The 25,546-nt window shown below is 68.3% G+C and carries 32 protein-coding genes and 1 tRNA gene; 19 read left to right on the forward strand and 14 right to left on the reverse strand.

Annotated features, from left to right (window positions below):
- Window positions 1–14 precede the first annotated feature (14 nt).
- The 3 genes from QR64_RS00530 to QR64_RS00540 form a co-directional block, all read right to left on the reverse strand.
- Window positions 15–257, reverse strand: coding sequence for a hypothetical protein (locus tag QR64_RS00530; RefSeq protein ID WP_006553768.1), 243 nt, complete (start codon window positions 255–257; stop codon window positions 15–17).
- A 309-nt stretch (window positions 258–566) separates the two neighbouring features.
- Window positions 567–1,532: an alpha/beta hydrolase gene (locus QR64_RS00535; protein WP_039583540.1), complete on the reverse strand. Its 966-nt coding sequence runs from the start codon at window positions 1,530–1,532 to the stop codon at window positions 567–569.
- A gap of 12 nt (window positions 1,533–1,544) precedes the next feature.
- The gene (locus QR64_RS00540; RefSeq protein ID WP_039583541.1) at window positions 1,545–2,174 is read right to left on the reverse strand and encodes a DUF4126 domain-containing protein; all 630 of its coding nucleotides are present in this window, start codon (window positions 2,172–2,174) and stop codon (window positions 1,545–1,547) included.
- Between the two features lie 72 nt (window positions 2,175–2,246).
- On the opposite strand from QR64_RS00540, the gene QR64_RS00545 reads away from it, so the two are divergent.
- Together QR64_RS00545 and QR64_RS00550 are read left to right on the forward strand one after the other, a co-directional pair.
- The gene (locus QR64_RS00545; protein ID WP_039583560.1) at window positions 2,247–3,635 is read left to right on the forward strand and encodes an ATP-binding protein; all 1,389 of its coding nucleotides are present in this window, start codon (window positions 2,247–2,249) and stop codon (window positions 3,633–3,635) included.
- Window positions 3,632–5,569, forward strand: coding sequence for a vWA domain-containing protein (locus tag QR64_RS00550; protein ID WP_039583543.1), 1,938 nt, complete (start codon window positions 3,632–3,634; stop codon window positions 5,567–5,569). The genes QR64_RS00545 and QR64_RS00550 overlap by 4 nt, the downstream gene beginning before the upstream one ends.
- Window positions 5,570–5,596: 27 nt before the next feature.
- On the opposite strand, the gene QR64_RS00555 is transcribed toward QR64_RS00550, so the two are convergent.
- From QR64_RS00555 to rpmB, 7 genes are all read right to left on the reverse strand, one after another.
- The gene (locus QR64_RS00555; protein ID WP_039583545.1) at window positions 5,597–6,769 is read right to left on the reverse strand and encodes an MFS transporter; all 1,173 of its coding nucleotides are present in this window, start codon (window positions 6,767–6,769) and stop codon (window positions 5,597–5,599) included.
- Between the two features lie 3 nt (window positions 6,770–6,772).
- Window positions 6,773–7,195 (reverse strand): hypothetical protein, encoded by a 423-nt coding sequence (locus QR64_RS00560; protein ID WP_039583547.1) that lies wholly within the window; start codon window positions 7,193–7,195, stop codon window positions 6,773–6,775.
- A gap of 32 nt (window positions 7,196–7,227) precedes the next feature.
- On the reverse strand, window positions 7,228–8,154 hold the full coding sequence (locus QR64_RS00565; protein WP_024103179.1) for an AEC family transporter: 927 nt from the start codon (window positions 8,152–8,154) through the stop codon (window positions 7,228–7,230).
- A 173-nt stretch (window positions 8,155–8,327) separates the two neighbouring features.
- Complete coding sequence (rpsR, locus tag QR64_RS00570) at window positions 8,328–8,585, reverse strand: 30S ribosomal protein S18 (protein WP_006553776.1); 258 nt, start codon at window positions 8,583–8,585, stop codon at window positions 8,328–8,330.
- Between the two features lie 10 nt (window positions 8,586–8,595).
- Window positions 8,596–8,901: a 30S ribosomal protein S14 gene (gene rpsN / locus QR64_RS00575; RefSeq protein ID WP_006553777.1), complete on the reverse strand. Its 306-nt coding sequence runs from the start codon at window positions 8,899–8,901 to the stop codon at window positions 8,596–8,598.
- Between the two features lie 2 nt (window positions 8,902–8,903).
- Window positions 8,904–9,071, reverse strand: coding sequence for a 50S ribosomal protein L33 (rpmG, locus tag QR64_RS00580; protein WP_006553778.1), 168 nt, complete (start codon window positions 9,069–9,071; stop codon window positions 8,904–8,906).
- Window positions 9,071–9,307: a 50S ribosomal protein L28 gene (gene rpmB / locus QR64_RS00585; protein WP_006553779.1), complete on the reverse strand. Its 237-nt coding sequence runs from the start codon at window positions 9,305–9,307 to the stop codon at window positions 9,071–9,073. The genes rpmG and rpmB overlap by 1 nt, the downstream gene beginning before the upstream one ends.
- 101 nt (window positions 9,308–9,408) lie before the next feature.
- Between rpmB and mrf the strand changes: the two genes are divergently transcribed.
- The 10 genes from mrf (at window position 9,409) to QR64_RS00635 (ending at window position 17,492) form a co-directional block, all read left to right on the forward strand.
- A complete protein-coding gene (gene mrf / locus QR64_RS00590) occupies window positions 9,409–10,626 on the forward strand; it encodes a ribosome hibernation factor-recruiting GTPase MRF (RefSeq protein ID WP_033098236.1) in 1,218 nt (405 codons plus the stop codon).
- Window positions 10,623–10,874, forward strand: coding sequence for a type B 50S ribosomal protein L31 (locus QR64_RS00595; RefSeq protein ID WP_006553781.1), 252 nt, complete (start codon window positions 10,623–10,625; stop codon window positions 10,872–10,874). Before mrf ends, QR64_RS00595 begins: the two co-directional genes overlap by 4 nt.
- Before the next feature lie 32 nt (window positions 10,875–10,906).
- Window positions 10,907–11,080 (forward strand): 50S ribosomal protein L32, encoded by a 174-nt coding sequence (rpmF, locus tag QR64_RS00600; RefSeq protein WP_006553782.1) that lies wholly within the window; start codon window positions 10,907–10,909, stop codon window positions 11,078–11,080.
- Window positions 11,081–11,143: 63 nt separating this feature from the next.
- Window positions 11,144–11,839 (forward strand): response regulator transcription factor, encoded by a 696-nt coding sequence (locus tag QR64_RS00605; protein WP_170318560.1) that lies wholly within the window; start codon window positions 11,144–11,146, stop codon window positions 11,837–11,839.
- An 8-nt stretch (window positions 11,840–11,847) separates the two neighbouring features.
- Window positions 11,848–13,251: a sensor histidine kinase gene (locus tag QR64_RS00610; protein WP_050993447.1), complete on the forward strand. Its 1,404-nt coding sequence runs from the start codon at window positions 11,848–11,850 to the stop codon at window positions 13,249–13,251.
- Window positions 13,252–13,418: 167 nt separating this feature from the next.
- Window positions 13,419–14,633 (forward strand): S1C family serine protease, encoded by a 1,215-nt coding sequence (locus tag QR64_RS00615; protein ID WP_170318558.1) that lies wholly within the window; start codon window positions 13,419–13,421, stop codon window positions 14,631–14,633.
- A gap of 74 nt (window positions 14,634–14,707) precedes the next feature.
- Complete coding sequence (locus tag QR64_RS00620) at window positions 14,708–15,205, forward strand: molybdenum cofactor biosynthesis protein B (RefSeq protein WP_006553786.1); 498 nt, start codon at window positions 14,708–14,710, stop codon at window positions 15,203–15,205.
- 7 nt (window positions 15,206–15,212) lie between these two features.
- Window positions 15,213–15,422, forward strand: coding sequence for a hypothetical protein (locus tag QR64_RS00625; RefSeq protein ID WP_006553787.1), 210 nt, complete (start codon window positions 15,213–15,215; stop codon window positions 15,420–15,422).
- Between the two features lie 574 nt (window positions 15,423–15,996).
- The gene (locus QR64_RS00630; protein ID WP_039583551.1) at window positions 15,997–16,797 is read left to right on the forward strand and encodes an MspA family porin; all 801 of its coding nucleotides are present in this window, start codon (window positions 15,997–15,999) and stop codon (window positions 16,795–16,797) included.
- A 53-nt stretch (window positions 16,798–16,850) separates the two neighbouring features.
- On the forward strand, window positions 16,851–17,492 hold the full coding sequence (locus tag QR64_RS00635; protein ID WP_039583553.1) for an MspA family porin: 642 nt from the start codon (window positions 16,851–16,853) through the stop codon (window positions 17,490–17,492).
- Window positions 17,493–17,581: 89 nt separating this feature from the next.
- On the opposite strand, the gene mscL is transcribed toward QR64_RS00635, so the two are convergent.
- From mscL to QR64_RS00655, 4 genes are all read right to left on the reverse strand, one after another.
- Entirely contained in the window at window positions 17,582–18,013 is a 432-nt protein-coding gene (gene mscL / locus QR64_RS00640; RefSeq protein WP_006553790.1) for a large-conductance mechanosensitive channel protein MscL, read from the reverse strand.
- Window positions 18,014–18,138: 125 nt separating this feature from the next.
- On the reverse strand, window positions 18,139–18,864 hold the full coding sequence (locus QR64_RS00645; protein ID WP_039583554.1) for an SAF domain-containing protein: 726 nt from the start codon (window positions 18,862–18,864) through the stop codon (window positions 18,139–18,141).
- A 103-nt stretch (window positions 18,865–18,967) separates the two neighbouring features.
- Complete coding sequence (locus tag QR64_RS00650; RefSeq protein WP_039583555.1) at window positions 18,968–19,258, reverse strand: FmdB family zinc ribbon protein; 291 nt, start codon at window positions 19,256–19,258, stop codon at window positions 18,968–18,970.
- Window positions 19,259–19,342: 84 nt separating this feature from the next.
- Window positions 19,343–19,945 carry a 5-formyltetrahydrofolate cyclo-ligase gene (locus QR64_RS00655; protein WP_024103191.1) on the reverse strand — a complete coding sequence of 201 codons (603 nt, stop codon included), beginning with the start codon at window positions 19,943–19,945 and terminating at the stop codon, window positions 19,343–19,345.
- Window positions 19,946–20,006: 61 nt separating this feature from the next.
- On the opposite strand from QR64_RS00655, the gene QR64_RS00660 reads away from it, so the two are divergent.
- The 7 genes from QR64_RS00660 (at window position 20,007) to QR64_RS00685 (ending at window position 25,403) form a co-directional block, all read left to right on the forward strand.
- Window positions 20,007–20,918, forward strand: a complete 912-nt coding sequence (locus QR64_RS00660) for a UTP--glucose-1-phosphate uridylyltransferase (RefSeq protein WP_006553794.1) — start codon at window positions 20,007–20,009, stop codon at window positions 20,916–20,918.
- A 31-nt stretch (window positions 20,919–20,949) separates the two neighbouring features.
- Window positions 20,950–22,203 (forward strand): gephyrin-like molybdotransferase Glp, encoded by a 1,254-nt coding sequence (glp, locus tag QR64_RS00665; protein ID WP_019288788.1) that lies wholly within the window; start codon window positions 20,950–20,952, stop codon window positions 22,201–22,203.
- Window positions 22,203–22,838: a GNAT family N-acetyltransferase gene (locus QR64_RS00670; protein ID WP_019288787.1), complete on the forward strand. Its 636-nt coding sequence runs from the start codon at window positions 22,203–22,205 to the stop codon at window positions 22,836–22,838. The genes glp and QR64_RS00670 overlap by 1 nt, the downstream gene beginning before the upstream one ends.
- Before the next feature lie 256 nt (window positions 22,839–23,094).
- The gene (gene glpR, locus QR64_RS00675) at window positions 23,095–23,913 is read left to right on the forward strand and encodes a gephyrin-like molybdotransferase receptor GlpR (protein WP_039583557.1); all 819 of its coding nucleotides are present in this window, start codon (window positions 23,095–23,097) and stop codon (window positions 23,911–23,913) included.
- A gap of 163 nt (window positions 23,914–24,076) precedes the next feature.
- Window positions 24,077–24,149, forward strand: a tRNA-Ala gene (locus QR64_RS00680).
- A gap of 101 nt (window positions 24,150–24,250) precedes the next feature.
- A complete protein-coding gene (locus tag QR64_RS26735; protein WP_153811617.1) occupies window positions 24,251–24,394 on the forward strand; it encodes a hypothetical protein in 144 nt (47 codons plus the stop codon).
- 160 nt (window positions 24,395–24,554) lie between these two features.
- On the forward strand, window positions 24,555–25,403 hold the full coding sequence (locus QR64_RS00685) for an SDR family oxidoreductase (protein ID WP_006553797.1): 849 nt from the start codon (window positions 24,555–24,557) through the stop codon (window positions 25,401–25,403).
- The last annotated feature ends 143 nt before the right edge of the window (window positions 25,404–25,546 follow it).

Consider the following 25,546-nt stretch of genomic DNA (forward strand, 5'->3'; position numbering starts at 1 on the left):
ACGCGCATCGTCGCTCAGGCGGCGTGCGCGTGGGTGCCGTTGTCGTGCGCGGTGGGTTCGACGGTGCGCTTGCCGCGCCCCTCGGAGATGACGAGCTTGGCAGCGCCGCGGTCGAGCAGCTCGCGGATGAGATCCGCGGAGGCGGCGCCGCTCTCGGTACCGCCGACCCGGCTCAGGTCGATGGTGATGGCGTGACCGGTGAGGTCGTCGGGCAGTTCGGTCGACACGGTGCCGCCGGATTCGATTCTCAGTTTCATGGTGTTTCTCCTGTCGAGGTGATCTTGTACGGGTCGCGGTCGGGGATAGAGAAAGGGCACCCGGGGCGTATGTGCCCCGAGTGCCCGAGAACGAGTCGTCGTGTGACTTCTATTCTCGGGATCGCTCCGCCGCGAAGTGGAAGAAGAAGTGAGAAAACGGTACGGAACAACCGGCTACGTACATGTGCTTGTATCGCATCGGACCGTACCTTTCTCATGTGAACCAGTTGGTTAACGGATGACCATACACGAACAACGCGGAATGGACATTTGTTATTTCCGCGTCGTCCGTGCGTGGGGGTGGGCCGATCAGCCCCTCAGCTTGTCGAGCCACGCCTCGAAACCGGACGTGAACTCGTCGGAGAAGGGCAGGTCGGCGACGTAGTCGGCGCCCGTCGACTGCTGGTCGCCGATGTCCTTGAGCACGTGGTTGGTGCGCGTCATGCGCAGCGACGTCAGACGGGTGTGGACGAGTGCCGCGTCGAGCGCGTCGACGTCCTCGACCCGCACCTGGATGTCCTTGGACGAGACCGCGGTGAGCACCGGCAGGTCGCCGGCGACCTGTGCGGCGAGCATCCGCGGATCGAGCGCGTCCTCCTCGGCGAGTGCCTTCGCGTTGGTGGGGACGAGCCCGGCGTTGCGCAGCGGCTCGGGGAGAGTGTCGCTGAGGGTGCCGTCGGCGCGGAGCGACTCGACCGCGCCGGTGAGCGCGACCCGCAGTTCATCGGCGATCTGGACGGGAAGTTGTCCCGCGGCGACGACGGCGTCGAGCTGTGCGTCGATCTGGGCGGTCAGCAGGTCGAGCAGGCGCACGGCGAGCGGTTCGAGCAGGCCGAGTCCGGCGATCGAGTCGTTGTCCTGGGCGAGCGACAGCGCGATCAGCGCGCCCTCGCTGTGCCCGACGACGTAGAGCCGCGCCGGGTCGACCCCGCGCTGCGAACCGAGGAAGGCGAGCGCGTCGGCGGCGCCGTCGATGAAGGTCGAGAAACCGAGATCGGCGACGTCCTCGACGCTGTACGGGCCGAGCGCGGTCACACCGCTGCCGAGCTTGTCGTAGCGCAGACTCGCGAATCCCTTGCGTTCGAGCACGTCGGCGAGATGCCGCAGGGTGCCGATCGATCCGGGGAGCAGTGCGCTGTCGCCGTTGCGGTCGGTGGGACCGCTGCCGGCGAGCAGCAGCACGGCGGGCACCGGACCCCTCATGGAGACGGGTACCCGCAGGCTGCCGTGCAGGGTCACGTCGCCGCTGGAAAAGGTGATCTCGGTGTCCGACATGTCATGTGTCTATCAGAAGTCGCCGGACCGGCCCGTGTCGAGGGCGCCGCGGTGTGGCGTCGGTTTCGTGCGTGACGAACGGGCCCGGCGTACCCGACGGTAGCCCCGTACGCCGAGCCATCCGAACAGCGCCAGCAGCGGGACGACGAGCAGGGGAGCGAGCAGCGCGATCAGCGACGTGACGAACGAGGCGACGCTCTCGACGATCGACAGCACCGGGTTGCCGAAACCGGCGGTGGTCGCGGTACTCGCGACCCGCGTGCCCGTCTGCGCCGTGCTCACCGCCAGGGCGGTCGGGGCGCCGATGACGATGCCCGCGAGTGCCGCCATCGCGGGATCGAGACTCGCGAAGGCCGCCCACGCCGCAAGCGCACCCGCGACCGGCCGGGTCACCGTGCCGAGGGCGGACAGTGCGTTGTCCACGAGCGGCACGAGGTCGGCGACGACCTCCACGGCGGTGGCGATCGTCAGGGCGACGAGCGCCGAGGTGGACCCGAGCCACTGCATCGATTCGTTGAGGACGACCCCGAAGAGTTCGAAGTGGACCGCGACCGACAGGAGCAGCAGCGGCAGGAAGGTGCGCAGCCCGGTGGCGGCCGCGAGCCCCAGCCCGAGCAGGGCCGCCAGGATCCAGGTGTCCATGCGGCGAGTGTAGGCGGACCGGTCGCGGGATCGCGGATGCCGAAACGGCGGTTCGGTCGTACCTTGGGTGAGGTGACGTCACCCACACCGCGCCCCTCCACGGTCGGCGAGCTCCGCGCCTCCGGCCACGTGCAACGGTCCGTCAAGAACGAGATCCGGCACAACCTGCTCGCTGCGCTGCGCGACGGTACCGATCCGTGGCCCGGCATCCTCGGTTTCGAGGACACCGTCGTCCCGCAGCTCGAACGCGCCCTCATCGCCGGTCACGACGTGGTCCTGCTCGGCGAACGCGGTCAGGGCAAGACCCGCCTGCTACGTACCCTGCCGCTGCTGCTCGACGAATGGACCCCGGTCATCGCCGGTTCGGAGCTCGGCGAGCATCCCTACGAGCCCATCACCCCGGCGTCGATCCGCCGGGCCGCCGAACTCGGCGACGACCTGCCCGTCGCGTGGCGGCACCGCAGCGAGCGGTACGCCGAGAAGCTCGCGACGCCCGACACTTCGGTCGCCGACCTCGTCGGCGACGTCGACCCCGTGAAGGTCGCCGAGGGCCGCAGCCTCGGTGATCCGGAGACGATCCACTTCGGTCTCGTGCCCCGCGCGCACCGCGGCATCGTCGCCGTCAACGAACTGCCCGACCTGGCCGAACGCATCCAGGTGTCGCTGCTCAACGTCATGGAGGAACGCGACATCCAGGTGCGCGGTTACACGTTGCGCCTGCCCCTCGACGTGTTGCTCGTGGCGAGTGCGAACCCCGAGGACTACACGAATCGCGGCCGCATCATCACTCCGCTCAAGGACCGCTTCGGAGCGGAGATCCGCACGCACTACCCGACGCGACTCGAGGACGAGATCGCCGTCATCGAGCAGGAGGCGCATCTGCAGGCCCGCGTCCCCGACTATCTGCTCGAGATCCTGGCACGGTTCACCCGGCTGCTGCGCGAATCGACGTCCGTCGACCAGCGTTCGGGTGTCTCTGCACGGTTCGCCGTCGCCGGCGCCGAGACCGTCTCGGCCGCGGCCCTGCATCGCGGTGCGGTCCTCGGCGAGGACGATCCGGTCGCGCGTCCCGTCGATCTCGGCACCGTCGTGGAGGTGCTCCGAGGCAAGGTCGAGTTCGAATCCGGCGAGGAAGGAAGGGAATTCGAGGTCCTCGATCATCTCCTCCGGCGCGCGACGGCCGAAACGGCCCGCTCGCGACTCGCGGGCGTCGATCTCGGGCCGCTCGTCTCCGCCGTCGAGCAGGGCGAGCCGGTGGTCACCGGTGAGCGGATCACCGCGAAGGTGCTGCTCGACGAACTCCCCGAACTGCCTGTGCTCGATGCCGTCGCCGAACGGCTCGGTGCCACCGACACCGGAAGTCGCGCTGCGGCAGTGGAACTCGCCCTCGAAGGTCTGTATCTGGCACGGCGCATCGCCAAGGACACCGGCGACGACGGCTCGGCGGTGTACTCCCGATGAGCAGGTCCGCCCGCTACGGTCCGTATACCGGGGGCGATCCGCTCGCCCCACCGGTGGACCTGCGCGACGCGCTCGCCGCGATCGGCGACGACGTCATGGCCGGCGCCTCACCCAAGCGCGCCCTGCGGGAGTTGCTGCGCCGCGGTCACGACGGTATGCGTGGCCTCGACAAGCTTGCCGCGCAGGCGAATCGGCGTCGACGGCAGCTGCTCGACCGCACCAACCTCGACGGCACCCTCCAGGAGGTGCGCGAGCTTCTCGATCGCGCCGTGCTCGAGGAACGCAAAGAACTGGCCAGGGCCCTCGACGACGACGCGCGGTTCGCCGAGATGCGGATCGAGGAACTGCCGCCGTCGACGGCGCAGGCCGTGCAGGAACTCGCCGACTACGACTGGCGCAGCGCGCAGGCCCGACAGGATTACGAGAAGATCCGCGACCTGCTCGGCCGGGAGATGCTCGACCAGCGCTTCTCCGGGATGAAGCAGGCGCTCGAGGGGGCCACCGACGAGGACCGGCAACGCATCTCGGAGATGCTCGAGGACCTCAACGACCTGCTCGACAAGCACTCCCGCGGTGAGGACACCGAGGAGGACTTCGAGCAGTTCATGGCCCAGCACGGCGAGTTCTTCCCGGAGAACCCGCAGAACGTCGAGGAACTGCTCGACTCCCTCGCACAGCGGGCCGCGGCGGCGCAGCGGCTGCGCAACTCCCTCACCCCCGAGCAACGCGACGAACTCGACGCTCTCGCACAGCAGGCGTTCGGATCCCCGGATCTGATGAGCCAGCTCGACCGTCTCGACGGCCACCTGCGGGCCGCGCGTCCCGGCGAGGACTGGACCGGCTCCGAGCAGGTGCGCGGCGAACAGGGCATGGGTCTCGGCGAGGCCACCTCGGCGCTGCAGGAGTTGTCCGAACTCGACCAGCTCGCCGAGCAGCTGTCGCAGCAGTACGCCGGGGCGTCCCTCGACGACATCGACCTCGACGCGCTCGCCCGTCATCTCGGACCCGAGGCCGCGGCCGATGCACGCACCCTCGCCGAGCTCGAGAAAGAACTGCAGCGGCAGGGCTTCTTCGACCGCGGTGCCGACGGGCAGTGGCGACTGTCGCCCAAGGCTATGCGCCGGCTCGGCGAAGCGGCGCTGCGCGACGTCGTCAACCGCATCTCGTCGCGCACCGGGCAACGCGAGTCGCGGCGGGCGGGTGTGCTCGGCGAACCGACCGGCGCGTCGAAGGCATGGGAGTTCGGCGACACCGAACCGTGGGACGTCGTACGGACCCTCACCAACGCGACCCTGCGCAGTCCCGGTCTGCCGGTGCGGATGTCGGTGCAGGACGTCGAGGTGATCGAGACCGAGCAGCGGACGCAGGCGGCGGTCGCGCTGCTCGTCGACACGTCGTTCTCGATGGTCATGGACGGTCGCTGGGTGCCGATGAAACGCACGGCCCTCGCGCTCAACCATCTCGTGTCCACGCGCTTCCGCGGGGATGCGCTGCAGCTCATCGCGTTCGGCCGGCACGCCCGTGTGGTGTCGGCGCCCGAACTCGCCGGGCTCGACGGCGTCTACGAGCAGGGCACCAATCTGCACCACGCCCTGATGCTCGCGGGTCGTCACCTGCGTCGACATCCCAACGCGCAGCCGGTGGTCTTCGTCGTCACCGATGGTGAACCCACCGCTCACCTCGAACCGGACGGCTTCGCGGCCTTCGACTACCCGCCGAGCGCACGCACTCTGGGGCTGACGGTGCGCGAACTCGACCACATCGCGCGGCTCGGCGCCCAGGTCACGATCTTCCGGCTCGGCAGCGATCCGGGGCTCGCGCGGGTCGTCGACGTGCTGGCGCGTCGCGTCGGGGGACGAGTGGTCGCGCCCGATGTCGACGGTCTCGGGGCGGCGGTCGTCGCCGACTACGTGCGGGCCCGTCGGCGGTCGTAGGAACTCGGCGCGAGGCGCCCCGGGAACTCAGTGGCGCACCGACCGCCACGTGGTCGTCGCGGCGGCGGACAGCAGGGCGGCGGTCACCCAGAAGATCGACGCGACACCGGCGACCCCGGCGATCGCGCCGGCCACCATGGGTACCGCGACCTGCCCGAGACGGTTGCCGGTCAATCGCACCGCCAGCGCCGACGCGCGGTCGGCCGGTGCGACGAGTTCGACCACCCACGTCATCGTCAGGGGTTGGCCGACGCCCCAGAACATTCCGCACACGGCGAGCAACGCGCCGATGACCCAGGGATTCGGCACGAGCGGCAGCAGCGCGACCGGCACGATGGTCCCGGCGGTCGAGGAGACGAGCAGCCACCTGCGCGGAATCCGGCGCAACGCCCACGGCAGCAGAGCACGCGAGACGATCGACGCCATGGTGCGGGCGGTGAGCAGGATCGACACCAGGAGCACACCGAACCCGAACTGCTCACCGAGCAACGGCAGGTAGGCCACGACCAGGTCGACCGAGGCGAGGACCACCAGGCTCGACAGCATTGCGGGCTTCATGCCCTTCGTCGCGAGCATCGACAGGATCGACTGCGGCGCGCCGTCCTCCGCGGTGCGACCGGAGCCGGGCGGCTCGCGGAGCCCCAGCACCAGCGGCAGGGAGAGCAGCGAAAACACCGTCATGACCAGCAACGCTCCAGTGGTCTCGACGGAGCCGTTGCCGTCGCCGGTGGTCGCGGCGATCACGCCGGCGACGGGCACACCGACGGCCTGACCGACCGACACACCCAGCGTGAGACCGGCGAACCCGCGATCCAGTTGCCCCGGCGGCGACAGGATCGACACGAATGCCTGCCCCGACACCGTGACGAGCAACTGTCCGAGACCGAGCACGACGTTGCCGGCGGCGAGCACGAACAATCCCGAACTGAGAGCGATCAACCCGGCACCGACCGTGGTGACGACGATGCCCGAACGCAGAATGGCGGTCGTGTGCCCGCGGTCCACGACACGTCCCATCCGCACCGCCGCGATCAGCGGAACGATGGCGTAGAGCGCGGTGACGGCACCGATGGTCGTCGCGTCACCGCCCAGCGCGAGAATCCGGTAGGAGACCAGGACACGGATCGACTGGAATGCCGCGTGCAGCAGGGCCGTGGACAAGCACAGATACAGCAGCCAGTGACGCGGAGGATGCGGCATATGTCAGGCGCCGGCGGTCACGACCCGGTCGCCGAGCGGCGACTGCAAGGAGACCTCGAGGGCGCCGACGACGGCGACCATGATGCACATGCGGTCCTGCATCTCCGGCAGCGTGCCGCCGAGGAGCGTCACCGTCACCGTGTCGTCCGTTTCGGTGACGGTCGCGTCGACGCCGAAGCACTCGGGGGTGCCCGTCTCGAAGTGCAGGGCGATCCGGTCGTCGCTCACCCGCGACCACGACAGGATCGTCAGCGGATGCGCATCGACGATGTCGGGTCGCGCCGAGAACGCCGTCCCCCCTGCCGGAGCCGGTTCCTCGGGCAGCGCGGGGACGTCCGGTGTACCCGAACTCGATCCGCAGGCCGCGATGAGCAGGCACATCGCGAGGACGGTGATTCCCCGGCAAGCACGGACGACGGAACGCATGGTTCCCACGGTATTCCCGTGTCGCGTGTTCATCACGCCAGCAGGGCGGCGGTCACGCCGATCGCAGGGATGGAGGCGAGGGTGGTGACGAGGGCGGCGTCGCGGGCGAGCACCGTGCCGCGACCGTAAGCGCTCGCGTAGACGAACACGTTCTGCGCGGTGGGAAGCGCGGCGACCACCACGACGGCGAACAGCGCATGGCCGTCGAGGCCGAACACGAAACGCCCCATCAGATACGCGAGCACCGGCTGGGCGAGGATCTTGAGCACCGAGGCGAGCGCGATGTCGCGGCGCGGGCTCGTCCCCTTCTCGAGCACCCGGACGCCCTGCAGCGACAATCCGAACGCGAGCAGCGCACCGGGCACCGACGCGCCGCCGAGCAGATGGAACGGCTGCAGCAACGCCTCGGGAGGCGTCCACTCGCTGATCGCGATGGCGAGTCCGGCCGCGGCGGCCAGGACGATGGGGTTCTTGAACGGCGCGAGCAGGGTGTCGAGGAGCGAGACCCCGGCGCGCATCGTCGACAGGTCGAGCATCGTCAGCGCGATGGGGGAGAGCACGACGATCTGGAACAACAACAGGGGCGCGACGAACGACGCGTCGCCGAGCACGAAGACCGCAATGGGGATGCCGAGGTTCGCGGAGTTGACGTAGCCGGCGCACAGCGCGCCGATGGTCGCCTCGGGAACCGCACGTCGCAGCCAGAGCTTCGCGACGACGAAGTGCACGATCGCGACGGCGAACGCCGTGGCCGCTGCGATGTAGAGATTGGGCGAGAAGATCACCGACAGGTCGGACGTCGCGAGCACGTCGAACAGCAGCGCGGGGGTGGCGACGAAGAAGACGAGCCGGCTGAGCACCGTCTGCGCCTCGTGCCCGAGGGTGCCCAGGCGCCCCAGCGTGAAGCCGATGGCGATGATCACGAAGATGACACTGAACCCCGCGATCACACCCGACACGGTTGCCTAGTCTAAGGACCCCGGAGTGTCGTCCCGCCATCGGACCGCAGCGAGCGTCGAGACCGGTGTTGTTTGTGATTCTCGGCCGATCTTCGAAAACAACACCGGTCTCGGGTGCACATACGACGACGCCGCCCCTCCCGATGGGGAGAGGCGGCGTCGGAAGCTACGACCTACTTGCTGCTGACGTAGGGGAGCAAGGCCATCTCGCGGGCGTTCTTCACCGCGACGGCCACCTGACGCTGCTGCTGCGGGGTCAGGCCCGTGACGCGACGGCTGCGGATCTTGCCGCGGTCGGAGATGAAGGTGCGGAGCAGATTGACGTCCTTGTAGTCGACGTACTCGATCTTCGCCGCGAAGAGGGGGTTCTTCTTGGGCTTGCGTCCCTCTACGGCACGCGACTTCTTCGACGGTCCTCGCTTGACTGCCATATCTCGCTCCTCACCAGCTCGACTTGTGGACGCCGGGTAGTTCCCCGCGGTGGGCGAGTTCACGCACACGCACTCGTGAGAGCCCGAACTTTCGCAGGTGGCCGCGCGGGCGGCCGTCCGCAGCGTCTCGATTGCGCAATCGTACCGGACTGGCGTCGCGGGGTAGACGCTGCAGTGCCCGCTGGGCTTCGCTGCGCTCTTCGGGCGAGGACGACGGTCGGCGCACGACCTCCTTCAGTTCCGCGCGGCGCTCGGCGTACCGGGCCACGATCGCCTTCCGTTGCTCGTTGCGTGCGATCTTCGATTTCTTCGCCACGACTACTTCTCCTCGCGGAAGTCGACGTGTCTGCGCAGCACGGGGTCGTACTTGCGCAGGACGAGACGGTCGGGATCGTTCCGGCGGTTCTTCCGGGTGACGTAGGTGTAGCCGGTCCCGGCGGTCGAGCGAAGCTTGACGACGGGCCGGATCTCGCTGCGTGCTGCCATCAGAACTTCTCCCCGCGGGCACGCAGACGTGCGACAACGCTCTCGATGCCGTCGCGGTCGACGATCTTGATGCCCTTGGTGGACAGGTTCAGCGCGACCCGGCGTCCGAGCGAGGGTACGAAATAGGTTCTGCGCTGGATGTTCGGGTTCCACCGCCGGCTGGTGCGGACGTGGGAGTGCGATACGGATCTCCCGAAACCGGGTCGCCGTCCGGTGAGTTGGCACGTGGCCGACACGTCGGCTCCTTTCGTAGGTAACGACAATCATTTTCGACAAACTGCGTCGCCAACTGTACGCTTTGATATCGTTAATGACAATCGTTATCGAAAGGAATGTTGTGGACATCAGGACGCCGCTCGTCATCGTCTGCGGATGGCGCGGACGGACTGCGCAGGCCGCGCGGTCACTACTGCGTCCGGGCACCGCGGTCGTCCACCATGACCTGTCCGGTCTCGACCAGGGCGTACTCCGCCGCTCCGTGCTCACCGTCGAGGATGAACGCACCGAGATCCTCGAACTCGCGCACGGGTGCGTCTCCTGCACACTGCGCGAGGATCTGCTGCCGCTTCTGCGCCGCATGCGCGACTACAGCAGCGTCGACCGGATCGTGCTGCACCTCGACCCGCAACTCGAACCCGAGGCATTGTGCTGGGCAGTCGAACATGTCGTGGTGAGCGGGATCGTCGGTCGTGTCGACGGACCCGCGTCCCTCGATGTCCGGGTGGACGGCGTCGTGACCTGCCTCGACGCCGCAACCTGGCTCGAGGACGCGACGGGCGACGACGAACTGAACGAGCGTGTCGACGACGACCGCACCCTGGCGCAGGTCGTCGTCGGCCAGGTCGAGTTCGCCGATGCGCTGGTGGTGCTCCCCGGAGCGGACGGCTGGCAGCAGGCGCGCCTGCACGCGGTGCTCACCCGACTCGCCCCGGACGCGCCGATCGCGTGGGCGGGGGAACCGGACGTCGAGCGGCTCCTCCGGGAGATACCCGCCACCGCCCGTCGGGGGGCGATCGACGGGGCGCACTCGCCTCTCCTACGAGGTCAACCGCCTCTCGACGACGACTGCGGAATCCGCCTCGTCGAGTTCTCCGCCGACCGGCCGTTCCATCCGGAACGTCTCCACCACGCGATCGACGTGCTGCTCGACGGCGTCGTGCGCGCCCGCGGGCGACTGTGGGTCGCCACCCAACCCGACAATGCGCTGCTCGTCGAATCAGCCGGTGGAGGACTGCGGGTCGCTCACGCGGGGCCATGGCTCGCGTCGATGACTCCCGATCAGCAGCGCGAGATCCCGGCGGAACGCCGCGCGATGGCGTCGCTGCGCTGGGACGAACGCTACGGCGACCGGGACACGAGCATCGTCGTCCTCGTCCACGACGCCGACTCGGAACTCATCGACCGCACGCTGCGCGCGGCGGTCGTGACAGACGACGAGTTCGCCCGCCCCGATCTGTGGCCGACCTGGCGCGACCCCTTCGGCCGATTCCACGAAGACCCTTGTGACGACCTCCCGGCAGACCGCCGCGACAACGAGAGAGAAGGACACCGATGAAATCAGGCCTGCATCCCGATTACCACCCCGTGGTCTTCCAGGACGCCAACACCGGCGCCACCTTCCTGACCCGCTCCACCGCGACATCCGAACGCACGACCGTCTGGTCGGACGGCCTTACCTACCCGCTGATCGTCGTCGACGTCACAAGCGACTCGCATCCGTTCTGGACGGGCGCCGCCCGCCTGCTCGACACCGCCGGTCGCGTCGAGAAGTTCGAACGCAAGTACGGCCGGCGCCGACCCTGATCCCGCACGTCCCGACATCGAAGGAGAACGACATGGCAGTCCCCAAACGCAGGAAGTCCCGCTCCAACACCCGTCACCGCCGGTCGCAGTGGACGGCGAAGGTCCCCGATCTCGTGCCGATCACGGTCGACGGAACGACCGTGAAGGTGCCCCGCAGGCTCGTCGAGGCCGTGCACAGGGGTGAGGTCGACCCGCGGACCGACTGAGTCGTAGAGCCCGCCGGCCACCGCGGGTTCTCAGCGCGCTCTCAGTAGGCGCAGGCCACAATGGTGATCATGCGCATTCTGGTGGTCGACGACGACCGTGCAGTGCGGGAGTCGCTGCGCCGGTCACTGAGCTTCAACGGATACACGGTCGACCTCGCGACGGACGGGCAGGACGCCCTCGAACAGGTCGCGACGTCGCGTCCGGATGCGATGGTGCTCGACGTCATGATGCCGCGCGTCGACGGCCTCGAAGTGTGCCGCCGGCTCCGCAGCACCGGCGACGACCTGCCGATCCTCGTCCTCACGGCGCGCGACTCCGTCTCGGAGCGGGTCGCGGGTCTCGACGCGGGGGCCGACGACTACCTGCCGAAACCGTTCGCGCTCGAGGAACTGCTCGCGCGACTGCGGGCGCTGCTGCGTCGTGCCGCGCCCGACCCGGACTCGTCCGCCGACGAGGTGCTGCGGTTCGCCGACCTCAGCCTCGACCCTGCGACCCGCGAGGTCACTCGCGGCGACCGGCCGATCAGCCTCACCCGCACCGAGTTCTCCCTGATGGAGATGCTCATGGCAAACCCGAGGAGGGTCCTCACGCGCAGCCGCATCCTCGAGGAGGTGTGGGGTTACGACTTCCCGACCTCCGGCAACGCCCTCGAGGTCTACGTGGGGTATCTGCGACGCAAGACCGAGGCCGGTGGGGAACCGCGCCTGATCCACACGGTGCGCGGCGTCGGGTACGTGCTGCGCGAGACCCCGCCGTGAGCGACCTGATGCGACCACCTCTTCTCCTGACCCGCTCGGTGCCGCTGCGCATCCGCGTCACGCTTCTCGCGGCCGGCGCAGTGGCGCTCGCCGTCGCCGTCACCTCCATCGCGGCCTACGCCGTGGTCTCGCGGGCGTTGTACTCGGAGGTCGACACCCAGTTGCGGGCGCGGGCCGCCGCGCTCGTCGAGTCGAGCACCCTCATCACCTACGACCCGCGCTACATCGGTGGGGCCCAGCTCTACAGCTCCGACATCAGCGTTGCCCTGATCTACCCGGATCTCGGCAGGTACGTGCCGCCGGGCTCGTCGGTGCCCATCGGCGAACCCGAACTGGCGGTGGCCGAGGGCGACCGGGAGTCGTCGCTGCGCACCGTCGCCCAGCAGCGCGTACTGGCCCAGCGCATGCCCGACGGCAGCACGGTCGTGATCGCGCAGCGACTGCGTCCCACCGTCGAGATCCTCAACCGCCTGGCGAGTGTGCTGTTCATCGTCGGCGGGTGCGGGGTGGTGCTCGCCGCCGCCGTCGGCGCGACCGTCGGCCGCACCGGTCTGCGTCCCGTCGCCCGGCTCACCGCCGCCGCCGAGCGGGTCGCGCGCACCGACGACCTGCGGCCCATCCGGGTGACCGGCCACGACGAGCTCGCCCGCCTCACCGAGAGCTTCAACATGATGCTGCGTGCGCTCGCCGAGTCGCGAGAACGGCAGAGCCGGCTGGTCGCCGACGCCGGCCACGAACTGAAGACACCACTGACCTCGCTGCGCACCAACATGGAACTGCTCATCGCCGCGAGCCGTCCCGGTGCACCGAGCCTGCCCGACGAGGACATGGCCGAGCTGCGGGCCGACGTCATCGGCCAGATCGAGGAGTTGTCGACGCTCGTCGGCGATCTCGTCGACCTCGCTCGTGAGGATGCGCCGGAGACGGTCTTCGAGGTCGTCGACGTCGCCGAGGTGGTGGACCGCAGTCTCGAACGTGCGCGTCGACGGCGTACCGACATCGAGTTCCGGGCCACCACCGAGCAGTGGTTCGTCTTCGGCGACCAGGCCGGACTCACCCGCGCCGTGGTCAACGTCCTCGACAACGCGGCCAAGTGGAGCCCGGCGGGGGAAGACGTCGTCGTGAACATGCGGCAGATCGCCAGCGGTCTGATGGAGCTGACCGTCGACGACGCCGGCCCGGGGATCCCGGAGGAGGAACGCGAACTGGTGTTCGAACGGTTCTACCGGGCGACGACCGCGCGGTCGATGCCGGGATCCGGTCTGGGACTGGCCATCGTGCGACAGATGGTCACGAAGCACGGCGGGACGATCGCCGTCGAACGGTCGAATCGGGGCGGCGCGCTGATCCGCATCGTGCTGCCCGGCACACCGGCCCTCGACGGAGAGACACACCCCACCGAGATCGAATGAATTCGACAGCAGAATCGCGGGTAGTTCTGATGCGACTCTCAGCTGCCCGGTCCATGCTGGACGAAGAAGCGCGGAGGTGCTCGACGCACCCCGCATCATCGGCCACCGCACGCCGACGTCGACCCGTATGCGTCCGGTGGCCCCGGCGGACGAAGGTGAAGTGACGAATGAGTGAGGACCCCACCCGCGGCGCGGGAGCACCGCAACCGCAACCCCATCCGTACGGCCCCGGCGGATACACCGGCCCCTACCCGCACACACCCCAGCAGTCGGCACCTCCGCCACCGACCGCAGGATCCGGCCGGATGCCGGGTCGCTCCGCCCTCGCCGTGGGGGCCATCGCGCTCGCGCTGGTGAGCGGCGGCATCGGTGGCGCGGTCGGCGCGTGGTCGGTGCGCGATTCGTCCGGACCGGTCGTCAACTCCCTCGACGCTCCGAAGCCCGATACCCAGTCGGTCGCCGCTGCCCCCGAGGGCAGCGTGCAGGCCGTCGCCGACAAGGTCGTGCCGAGCGTCGTGCGGATCGAGGTCGCAGGACGCACCGGCGCGGGTGAAGGGTCGGGCGTGGTCCTGTCGTCGGACGGATTGATCCTCACCAACAACCACGTCGTGGCGGGTGGAGGTCAGGGGGCGCAACTGACGGTCTTCTTCTCGGACGGGTCCACCGCGCCGGCGACGGTCGTCGGTGCGGATGCGGTGTCGGACATCGCTGTCATCCGGACCGAAGGGCGCACCGATCTCACTCCCATCGAACTCGGTAGTTCGGAGAATCTCGCGGTAGGCCAGGAGGTCGTGGCCGTCGGATCACCGCTCGGACTGCAGAGCACCGTGACGGCGGGCATCGTGTCCGCACTCAACCGGCCCGTGTCCACGAGCGGGGACAACGCCAATCAGGCGTCGGTCATCGACGCGATCCAGACCGACGCGGCGATCAACCCCGGCAACTCCGGCGGTGCGCTGGTCGACATGGAAGGCCGCCTCGTCGGCATCAACACCGCGATCGCCACGGCCGGCGGACAGTCGGGTTCGATCGGCCTCGGTTTCGCGATCCCCGTCGAACAGGCCCGGCGTGTCGCGCAGGAACTCGTCGACACGGGTAAGGCGACGCACGCGATCATCGGTGTCCAGGTTCCGTCCCGGGACGACGCCTACGGTGCGCGCGTCGTGGAGGTCGTGCCCGACGGGCCGGCCGACCGAGCCGGAATCCCCGACAACGCGATCATCGTCCGGGTCGACGATCGGGTCGTGACCGACGGCGACTCGCTCATCGCCGCGATCCGCTCCCGCGCGCCGGGGGACACCGTGAAGATCACCTACAAGACGCCCGACGGCAACGAGACCACAGTCGACGTGGTGACTGCGTCGGATTCGGCCGGACGATGAGGAACGACATGGACATAGCTCACATTCCGGTACAAGAGCCGCATGCTTTCGAGCCGCAAACTACCGTGGACCTCATGGAACTCGAAGCTCCCAGAAAAGGCCGCGCACTCGTCGTCGTCGTCGACGATCGCGTCTCCCACGGCGACAGTCCGGACTCCGCGGGTCCGCTCGTCACGGAGCTTCTCGTCGAAGGTGGCTTCGCCGTCGACGGTGTCGTCACGGTCGCTGCCGACGAGGTCGAGATCCGAAATGCACTCAATACTGCAGTGATCGGCGGCGTCGACCTGGTGATCTCCGTCGGTGGCACCGGTGTCACCCCGCGCGATGTGACTCCCGACGCGACCGAGGACGTACTCGATCACGAGATCCGCGGCATCGCCGAGGCGCTGCGTTCGTCGGGCCTGGCGTCGGGCGCCGTCGACGCCGGCCTCTCCCGTGGTCTCGTGGGAGTCTCCGGATCGACGCTCGTGGTGAACCTCGCGTCGTCGCGTCCCGCCATCCGCGACGGGATGGCGACGTTGTTGCCTCTCGCCGCACACGTCATCGAAGAGTTGTCCTGGATGGAGGAGTGACGACGCCGTGTCCGACGACCGTGATCCCTCGCACGACGAGGTGACCGGCGAGCAGCAGCAGAGCCGTGCCCGGATCGACCGGGCACGGCTGGCGCGCATCTTCGGGGATGTACTTCCCGAGACGACACGCGACGAACGCGGCGAGAACGACTCCGGCGGTGGCGACTCGGATGAATGGCTGCGCAGGCAGGTGCCTCCGCACCATTCCGGTGGGTGATCTGTATCACTGATGTCGTGTTGCGCTCAACCGGATTCCAACCCGTTGTCGACCGCAACGAAACGTCGCCGCAACGGTCCGTTCATCTCCATCTGGTCCGCGCGATCTTTTGAATCTGTGTTTCCAGTCACAGAAGGCATTTCGTCCTGCACTCCGGGTGCACTGAATATGTGGCTTCTACCTGCGCTGATGTGGCGGTGGGCGGGTCATGTACGTGTAATCCCGGGTTACATATTCCACCCCGAAAAGTGTCCGGTTTGCCCGCTTCGGTGAATCGCTGGGCGTGTGGCCTGCACCGCGCCTATACCGGAGCGTTACGAAAGCTAGGCGTTGCTCCAGGAATGGTCACGGTCTAAACTCCCTCTCAGGTTCAAACCGGTCGAGCCCAGGCTTCACGGCCTGGGCTCGGTCACGAATCGGTAAAGCAAAACCGTGCGGACGATGGACGTACCGACACGCCGACGGGTGATCCGCCGGTGTGTTCGCTGTGGACAGCGGCCCGCGGGCGACAGGGCGACCACTTGTTGTCGGACGCGGTGCGCAACCCGGCACGCAGAGAACGGATGAGGCATTCATGAAGATTCAGACGCGACGTGGCTTCCGGGCCACCCGCAACGCCACGGTGGCAGCAGCTGCTGTGGCCGGTCTGGTTCTCGGATCGGCCGGCGCCGCAGGTGCCGAGGTCAACGACCAGAACCGGATCGTCTCCAACGGCCACGAGGTCATCGTCACGCAGGAGGACACCTTCATCAACGGTGTGCCCCCGATCGGCGGCAGCCCGCTGAGCCGTGAGTGGTTCCACAACGGCCGCGGCATCGCCAACATCGTCGGCCCCGAGGCGGCGGACTTCGAGGGTTCGACCTTCCAGTTCGGCTACCAGGTCGCGTGGAGCGCTTCGGTAGACGGCGCAATCGGTTTCAGCTGGACCAGTCCCGATGTCGAGTTGGGTCTCTTCCCCACGACGACGCCGTCCTACGAAGAGATCGATGTTCCAGTCCTCAAGGACGGTCAGGCGCAGTACGTCAACGAAAAGGGCGAGCCGGTTGGCGCCGACGCCGAAGGCGCAATCCTCGTGACCGAGAAGGCGTACCAGAAGATCGAGGGTGGCGGCGAGACCGTCGTCAACACCGAGTCGACCGTGTCCGGGATTCTCCCGCAGGCGACCGCAGGCATCGAGCTGACTCCCGCTCCGGGTATCGAGGAAATCGTGGTTGCCGAGGGTGAGTTCGACGGCGATTACAAGGAAGTCCAGATCGCCAACATCCACGGTGCCGCGACGGGCGTCATCGGCCCGGTCTCCCTCCGTCCGTTCGTCCGTGTGATCACCGAGAACGGCGACAACGTCACCACCTACGGCCAGGTCTGGACCCTCTAGTCCTGCTCCGCGCCATCCCGCAAGAAATCCCCACCACCACAAACGGAGTAATCATGGGAATCAAGTCGCGTGGCTTCAAGGCCGCTCGTAACGCCACCGTCGCCGGTGCCGCCGTCCTCGGTCTGGTGCTCGGTGCCTCGGGCGCCGCTTCGGCCGAGGTCAACGACCAGAACCGCATCGTCTCCGACGGCCTCGAGGTCGTCGTGACCCAGGAAGACACCTTCATCCAGGGTGTTCCGGCCCTCGGTGGCAGCCCGTTCAACCGCGAGTTCTTCCACAACGGCCGCGGCACCGTGAACCTCCTCGGTGAGGGCGCAGCCGACGCCGAGGGCACCACCTTCCAGTTCGGCTACCAGTTCGCATGGGCCGGCAGCATCGACGGCGCCATCGGCGTCACTTACTCGACCCCGCAGGTCGAGCTGGGCATCGATATCACCGGCGGCGAGGTCGGAGCCGACGTCACCGACATCCTCCCGCAGGCCTACGCCGAGCTCGAGCTGACCCCGGCTCCGGGCATCGAGGAGCTTATCGTGGCTGAGAAGGACTTCAACGGTGATTTCAAGACCGTTCAGTTCTCCAACGTCCACGGCACCGCCTCCGGCGTCCTCGGCGCCGTCCAGGTCCGTCCGTTCGTCCGCGCCATCACGGACAACGGCGACAACGTCACCACCTACGGCGCTCCCTGGACCGTCTAAGTAGACGTCCGGCTCAGGCCGAACACAGCACGACAAGACCGGGCTCGCTCGAATCTCGAGCGGGCCCGGTCTTTTTCGTCGTCGACCACCTACTCGATGCCCGGGTTGGGTTTGGCGTGAGCGCCCTGAGTAGCCTGGCCGGCCTGTGCCTCGAGGATGTCGCGGATCTGGATGAGCAGGTCCTCGGCGCTGGCCTGCTTGTCCTCCGGTTCGGTGACGAACTTCTTCTTCGCCGCGTTGGCGGGGACGATGAGCACGAAGTACACGACCGCGGCGATGATGATGAAGTTGATGATCGCGGAGATCACCGCGCCGATGTTCACGAAGGTCTCCGGGTTGCCGCTCACGATCTCGAAGCCCCAGCCCATCTCGTTGTCGCCGCCCACCGCGCTGATGAGCGGCTCGATGATGTTCGCGGTGAAGGCGGTGACGATAGCGGTGAATGCCGCACCGACCACGACCGCGACGGCGAGATCGAGGACGTTGCCCCTGAGTATGAAGTCCTTGAAGCCCTTCAGCATGGTGTGCTCCTTTTCGCGGCCTGTCCGCCGGAGCCGCGCACATGAGGTAGGTCACACGGACGTTCACACGATAAACCGCGAGGTCGGTTACGGGTGGCGATTGCGCTGGGGAAACGAGCGGATGCTCAGTGCAGTGTGACGGTCAGAGCACTGACGAGTGACGCCGCCGCGACCGCCGTGGCAGGTTCGGGCTCCAGCGCGACCAGCACGACCCGCTCGTTCCGATCCCTCGTCGAACCGCCGGATTCGGCCAGCACCACCACTGCACCCCGAGCGAGGACGTGGGCGCCGGGCAGGGGTCCCTCTTCGGTCTCCGTCACCGTCAGGACATCGACGCGGTCGCCCTCACGGAGCAGTTCGCTCACCCCGGCATCGGCGAGCCGGATGGGCACTACGCGGGCCTCGGTGGAGCCGGTGGCGACTGCGGCGAGACGAGGACCGAGAAGGCGGGTGTCCACGAGGGGTTCACCGGCCGGCACAGGGCCGGCGAGAGTGTGGCCCACGGCGTCGTCGACGTCGTGCAGGGTCCCGGCGACCACAGTGGACCGATCGCGCTCCACGTGAGCGACGTCGTCGGCCGTGAGGGTGTGCCCGGGCGCGAGATCGTGAGCCGCGACGACGACACCCACACGATCGGTGTCGGGGTCGCCGCGCAGCGCGAGGATCACCGCGAGGACGGCGAGGAGTCCGGCCGCGATCCGGCGGGCCCGGACGATGCGCGACCAGCCGGGGCGGAGGAGTTCGACGAACCGGTCGGGGAAGGTGGGCTGCAGCGAGGCACCCGCAGAGGAGCGCGAGTGGTGCGGATGCGCGCGCTCACGCTGGAGGAACGAGAAAGGGCCGACGGGCATGCCCCGAACCTAGAAGGTGGGGATGCTCTGTCGGCCCCGATGAACCCTCGGAGACGGCGGTCTGTGGATGACTCGACCGCCTGTGGACAAAGGAGTCCGGAGGTCAGCTCGCGGCGGCCGCCGGAGCCGAGGACGTGCTGCTCGACGACGACGAGCTGCTGTCGCTCGACGAGGAGCTGGTCGAGCTCGTCGACGCGGATTCGCTCGCGGTGCTGCCGCTGCGGGAGTCGGTGCGGTAGAAGCCGCTGCCCTTGAACACGATGCCGACCGAGTTGAAGAGCTTGCGCAGCTTGCCCTCGCACTGCGGGCATTCGGTCAGGGAGTCGTCACTGAAGGACTGCACGATGTCGAACTTGTTGTCGCAGGCCGTGCAGGCATATGAGTAGGTGGGCACCGGTTGATCCTCCGCCAGTTCGTCGAACCGCAGTATTCGTCGTACTGCAGTTTTGGCACTCTACCGCCGACAGTGCCAACAGCGCTAGGGAGTGTGTTGTTCCGCACGGTCGCCGCTACCGAGCCGGACCAGCCCTTTCCCGGGTGTCAGCGCCCATCCCATACGGATGTCGTGGGGGTCCTCGGGGAGTTCGTCGACGAGCTCTTCATCGCGGACCACCGCGATGATCACGGCCTCGGGTGAGGCGAGGTGCAAGGTGCGGTCGTAGAAGCCGGCGCCGCGGCCGAGCCGCACGCCCCGCGCGTCCACCGCCAGGGCCGGGACGAGCACCGTGTGAGCCTTCGCCACCGCCTCGGGCGGGAAGATCTCACCACCCGGCTCGCGCAGCCCGAAATCGGCCGCCATCAGCGTCTTCTCGCCCATGTAGCGGGCCCACGACAACGGTTCGCCGGTGCGGGTCACCGGGACGAGCACCGTCGTTCCGGCCTCGGTCAGAGCGTCGAGGAGCGCGATCGATCCGGGCTCCGAACCCACGGGCACATATGCGCACACCATCGACCCCGCCGGGGCCAGCGTCGAGGCCACCGTGGCGAGCGCGGTGTCCTCGATTCTGCGCCTCGCAGCACTCAGCTCGCGCCGAGCTGTAAGAATGCGGTCACGCCAGACCGCTTTCGGGGGTGGGGGCATGTCTGCGCCTTACGATCGCCGAACCACCGTCCTCGGTGGCCGAAGTTTAGGGTGGGAGTCTATGACGAACAGTACGACCGGAGGCACGCGGCATTTCAAGACCGCGGTTGTCCCCGCAGCAGGTATGGGGACGCGGTTCCTTCCCGCAACCAAGACGGTTCCGAAGGAACTCCTGCCGGTGGTCGACACGCCCGGCATCGAGCTCGTGGCGGGTGAAGCCGCGGAGTCGGGCGCCGAACGCCTTCTCATCGTGACAGCGCCGGGTAAGGACGGCGTGGTCGCGCACTTCGTCGAGGACCTCGTCCTCGAGTCCAAGCTCGAGGAGAAGGGCAAGTACGAGCTCCTCGCCAAGGTCCGCAAGGCCCAGGGGCTGCTCGAGGTCGAGTCCGTGGTCCAGGAGAAGCCGCTCGGCCTCGGTCACGCCGTGGCGTGCGCCGAAGAGGCGCTCGATCCCGACGAGGACGCGATCGCCGTGCTGCTGCCCGACGACCTCGTGCTGCCGGTCGGCGTGCTCGAGACGATGCAGCGCGTCCGCGCCAAGCGTGGCGGTTCTGTGCTGTGCGCGATCGACGTGCCCAAGGAACAGGTCAGCGCGTACGGCGTCTTCGACGTCGAGGTCGTGCCGGACGCCGCCAACCCCGACGTGCTCAAGGTACTCGGCATGGTCGAGAAGCCGGCCGTAGAGGACGCACCGTCGACCTTCGCCGCCGCCGGCCGATACCTGCTCGACCGGGCGATCTTCGACGCACTGCGTCGCATCGAGCCCGGAGCCGGGGGAGAGTTGCAGCTCACCGACGCGATCGCCCTGCTCATCTCCGAGGGCCACCCCGTTCACGTGGTGGTGCACCGCGGCACCCGACACGACCTCGGAAATCCCGGGGGCTATCTGCGCGCTGCGGTTGACTCGGCGTTGAACACGGAAGAGTACGGGCCCTCGCTGCGCGAGTGGCTCATCGAGCGCTTGAAGCGCTGACTGCAGGACGGGCTGGAGGACGAGAAGCGGTATGCGGTCGGTTGAGGATCAGCAGGCCAGGGTCACGGCGGCGGCAGTCGCACCCCGGCCGGTCCGGGTGGCCATTTCCGAGGCGCAGGGTCTGCTGTGCGCGGAGGAAGTGGTCACCGAGCGACCCCTACCCGGATTCGACCAGGCGGCGATCGATGGCTACGCCGTGCGCAGCGTCGACCTCCAAGCCCCGGCCGAGACCGACGGCGGGTCCGCGCCCGCCGAGGTGACGCTGCCGGTCGTGGGCGAGGTGCGTGCCGGTTCGCGTCAGCCGATCCGTCTCCAGCCCCGTCAGGCGGTGCGCGTCGACACCGGTGCGCCGCTGCCGACGCTCGCCGACGCGGTGCTGCCGCTCGACAACACCGACGGCGGTGCCGCGCGCATCAAGGTGCTCGAACCGGTGCGGTCCGGCGACTACGTGCGCCGCACCGGCGACGACGTCCAGCCCGGCGACATCGCAGTGCGGGCCGGGACGATCATCGGGGCCGCCCAGGTAGGTCTGCTCGCCGCGGTCGGCCGCGACAAGGTGCTCGTCCATCCGCGCCCGCGACTGTCGGTCATCTCCGTCGGCGGCGAACTCGTCGACGTCGACCGCACCCCGGGGCCGGGACAGGTCTACGACGTCAACTCCTACGCGCTGGCCGCGGCCGCGCGTGACGCCGGAGCCGACGTCAACCGGGTCGGGATCGCCAGTACCGACCCGAAGCGGCTGCGCGAGGTCGTCGAGGGTCAGCTGATCCGCGCCGAGATCGTCGTGATCGCCGGGGCCGTGGGCGGCGGCGCGCTCGAGGAGGTCCGCGAGGCGCTGTCCGATCTCGGCGAGATGGGCGTCGAGCGGATCGCGATGCATCCGGGCTCGGTCCAGGGCTTCGGACGTCTCGGCCGCGACGAGGTGCCGACCTTCCTGCTGCCCGCCAATCCGGTGAGCGCGCTCGTCGTCTTCGAGGTGATGGTCCGGCCGCTGATCCGCATCGCGCTCGGCCGTCGCCAGCCGATGCGCCGCGTGGTCTCGGCACGCACGGTCGCCCCCATCACCTCGATCCCCGATCGCAAGGGTTTCCTGCGCGGCCGGCTCATGCGCGACGAAACGACGGGCGACTATCTCGTGCAGGCGCTCGGCGGCGCCGCGGGTTCGTCGTCGCATCTGCTCGCCACCCTCGCCGAGGCGAACTGTCTCGTCATCGTCGATCCCGAGGTCTCCGAAATCCGCACGGGAGACCCGGTGGACGTGGCGTTCCTCGGGCAGCGTGGTTGATGTCCCGTCATCCCGGCTGGCCGGCGGAGCTCGGGCCGCTGCGGGTGGCAGGGGGCGTGGTGACCGTCCGATCGATCCGACTGCGCGACGCCGCGGCGTGGAGCCGTCTGCGTCTGCGTGATCGCGCGCATCTCGAGCCGTGGGAGCCGACCGGTGAGGCGCCGTGGGACATGCGGCACCACATCTCGGTGTGGCCCGGGCTCTACCGGAGTCTGCGCTCGGAGGCCCACAAGGGCCTGATGCTGCCGATGGCCATCGAGCTGGACGGCAGATTCTGCGGGCAGCTGACGGTGGGCAACATCGTGCGCGGAGCGTTGCGCTCGGCCTGGATCGGCTATTGGGTGGAGAAGGAGGTCAACGGCCTCGGTGTCGCGACCGCCGCCGTCGCCCTGGGCCTCGACCACTGCTTCGGCCCGGTCGGGCTGCACCGCGTCGAGGCCACCGTGCGCCCGGAGAACGAGGCCAGTCGCGCGGTGCTGCGCAAGGTCGGCTTCCGCGAGGAAGGTCTGCTGAAGCGCTACCTCGACGTCCAGGGCCGGTTCCGCGACCATCTGCTGGTCGCGATGACGGTCGAGGAGGTGCCGGGCTCGGTCTCGGATCGCCTCGTCCGTGCCGGTCGCGCGACCTGGTCCTGATCGCTTTCCGTCTCGAGTCGGGTTCGTCCGCTATGTAACGCAGGTTACTCGCAACTCGAGTAACAATCCCCAGCGCGTGTGGGATCTCTGTGATTAGAGTGAAGAAAGTGTCAATTGGTTTCGCGTGACTCGAGTGACGTCTGTTGTCGATCGAGTCGGCGTTTCTGTACAGGTAAACGCGGTGATGCCGTTAGCCTCATGTAGGTCGGTGGCGTCGACGGGCTGGTAGGGCGACGACTGGAGGGAGGACCACCGGATGCCGAACTCGCTTCTGTGGATCGGGCTCGTTGCCGTGTGGTTGTTCGTTCTGGTTCCCATGCTGGTCACGAAGCGTCCTCGAATCCGGCAGACGACCGACGCCGCGCTCGCAACTCGAGTTCTGCACCGCGGAGACGACGAGCCGATCACCCCTCGAGGGCCGGCCGCCGGGCACCGCAGCGATCCTCATTGGCGTCCGAGTCGTGACCGCACGCACCGCACCCCCGCGGAGGACCGCATGAACACTGAACTCGACGACAGGCCGGAGATCGATTCCGACGAGGCCGACGTCCACCACGAAGCAGCACCCGATCGTGAGCCCGTGCGCGCACACGCACCGCAACGCCGGGGCCGCGGCGGATTCGACCCGCACGCCGATGCGGTCGCCAGCGCCGCACGATACGAATTCCGGCAGCGGGCCGTCCTCGGCCTGCTGATCGCCGCGATCATGACCTCGGCGCTCGCCCTGATCGTCTCGTCGGTCATGTGGTGGCTCGCCGGTCTCGCGGCCGTGGCCCTCGTCGCCTATCTGTTCTACCTGCGGCGCCAGGTGCATCTCGAGCAGGAGATCCGGCGGCGTCGCCTCGCGCGACTGCAACGCTCCCGCGCGGGGGCCCGCGGCGGCCACGACGACGTTCCACAGCGCCTGCGTCGCCCGGGGGCCGTGGTCCTCGAGGTCGACGACGAGGATCCGGAGTTCGAGCACCTCGATCGCTACGAGGACGACTACGGCATCGACCACAGCTACGACGTCCGCGCGAGCGACGGCGACGACGAGTCCGGCGAATACGTCGTTCCCCGCGCAGTGGGGGAATGATCGTCCTGCGACGCTTACGGCGGGGCCCGCACCGAATCTGTGCGGACCCCGACCCGTCTTCGGAGCAGGCCGTGAAATCGCCCGTCACCTGCGCCGACACTCCGATTTCGTGATGGACGGGGTGGTTTGCTAGAGTTTGCGAGTCGGTTCCCTCGGAACCTACGGGGCTGTGGCGCAGTTGGTAGCGCGCTTCGTTCGCATCGAAGAGGTCAGGGGTTCGATTCCCCTCAGCTCCACCCCTGAAAGCCCCGCCCTCGGCGGGGCTTTCGTCGTATGCAGGGCCATTCGCTGGCGGGTCCACGCCGAACCCGGCAGACTGTGTGGCATGGACCACAGGATGAGTGACGACGAGTTGCGTCGGGCGATCCGGGTACTGCGCGAGCGCGCCGACCTCGCGCGCAGCGAGAATCGCCACGACGATGTCGAGATGATCGAGCGCACGATTCGGCAATACCAGGAGGAGATGGCCCAGCGGCTCTGAGTTTCCATCCGCCGGAGCCCAACACTCCGGCTCACAGGTCGCTTCGCTCGGACACACAAGTCGCTTCGCTCGGACACACAAGTCGCTTCGCTCCGGCGCATCCGGTTCGTCCGTGGCGCGCCGGAGCGTCGAGTCGTCACGGCGAGGCTAGGGTGTCGCCATGGCGATCACCGACCTGCGCGGAACCAAATTCCTTGTGACCGGCGCGGCCAGCGGAATCGGCCGCGCCCTGGCCCATGCGGCCTCCGATCGCGGGGCCCGGCTGGTGCTCACCGACCTGCAGGAGGCGGCCCTCGACGAGGTCGTCCGCAGCGTTCGTGAACGCGGCGGCACCGTGCTGCACTCGGCCGCCCTCGACATCTCCGACTACGAGGCCGTCACCGCCTTCGCCCGCGACGTGCACGAGGCGTGCGGGTCGCTCGACATCGTCGCCAACGTCGCCGGAGTGTCGGTGTGGGGCACCGTCGACCGGCTGCAGCACGAGCACTGGAAGCTCATGGTGGACGTCAACCTCATGGGGCCCATCCACGTCATCGAGAACTTCGTGCCGGCCATGATCGAGGCCGGTCGCGGCGGGCACATCGTCAACGTCTCCTCGGCCGCCGGGCTGCTCGCCCTGCCGTGGCACGCCGCCTACAGCGCAAGCAAGTTCGGTCTGCGGGGAGTGTCGGAGGTGCTGCGGTTCGACCTCAAGCGCGACGGCATCGGTGTCTCGCTGGTCGTCCCGGGGGCCGTGCGTACACCGCTCGTCGACACCGTGCAGATCGTCGGCGTCGACCGTGATCGTCCCGAGGTCCGCAAACTCACCCAACGGTTCGTCCGCCACGCCGCGACTCCCGAGAAGGTGGCCGAGCGCATCGTCACCGGCATCCTGAAGAACCGCTTCATGGTCTACACGTCCTTCGACACCCGGTTCGGTTACTGGTGGGCGCGTAAGTTCGCGCCGCCCTACAACCTCGTCATGCAGGCCGCCAACGACTACTTCCGTCGCGTCGTCGGCACCAAATGAAATTCGGCGCGACATGATTCAGTGGATCCGACACCGCTCGGCGGGGCCGGAACCACCTGAATCATTCCGGCGCGCGGTGCAGCTCGGCGTGCAAATGAGGCTCTTCGCAGTTAGCAGTGGTACTGGTGCCGGCTGGGTGCGAC

This window comes from Rhodococcus sp. Chr-9, from assembly GCF_000801125.1.
Lineage (GTDB): Bacteria > Actinomycetota > Actinomycetes > Mycobacteriales > Mycobacteriaceae > Rhodococcus > Rhodococcus pyridinivorans.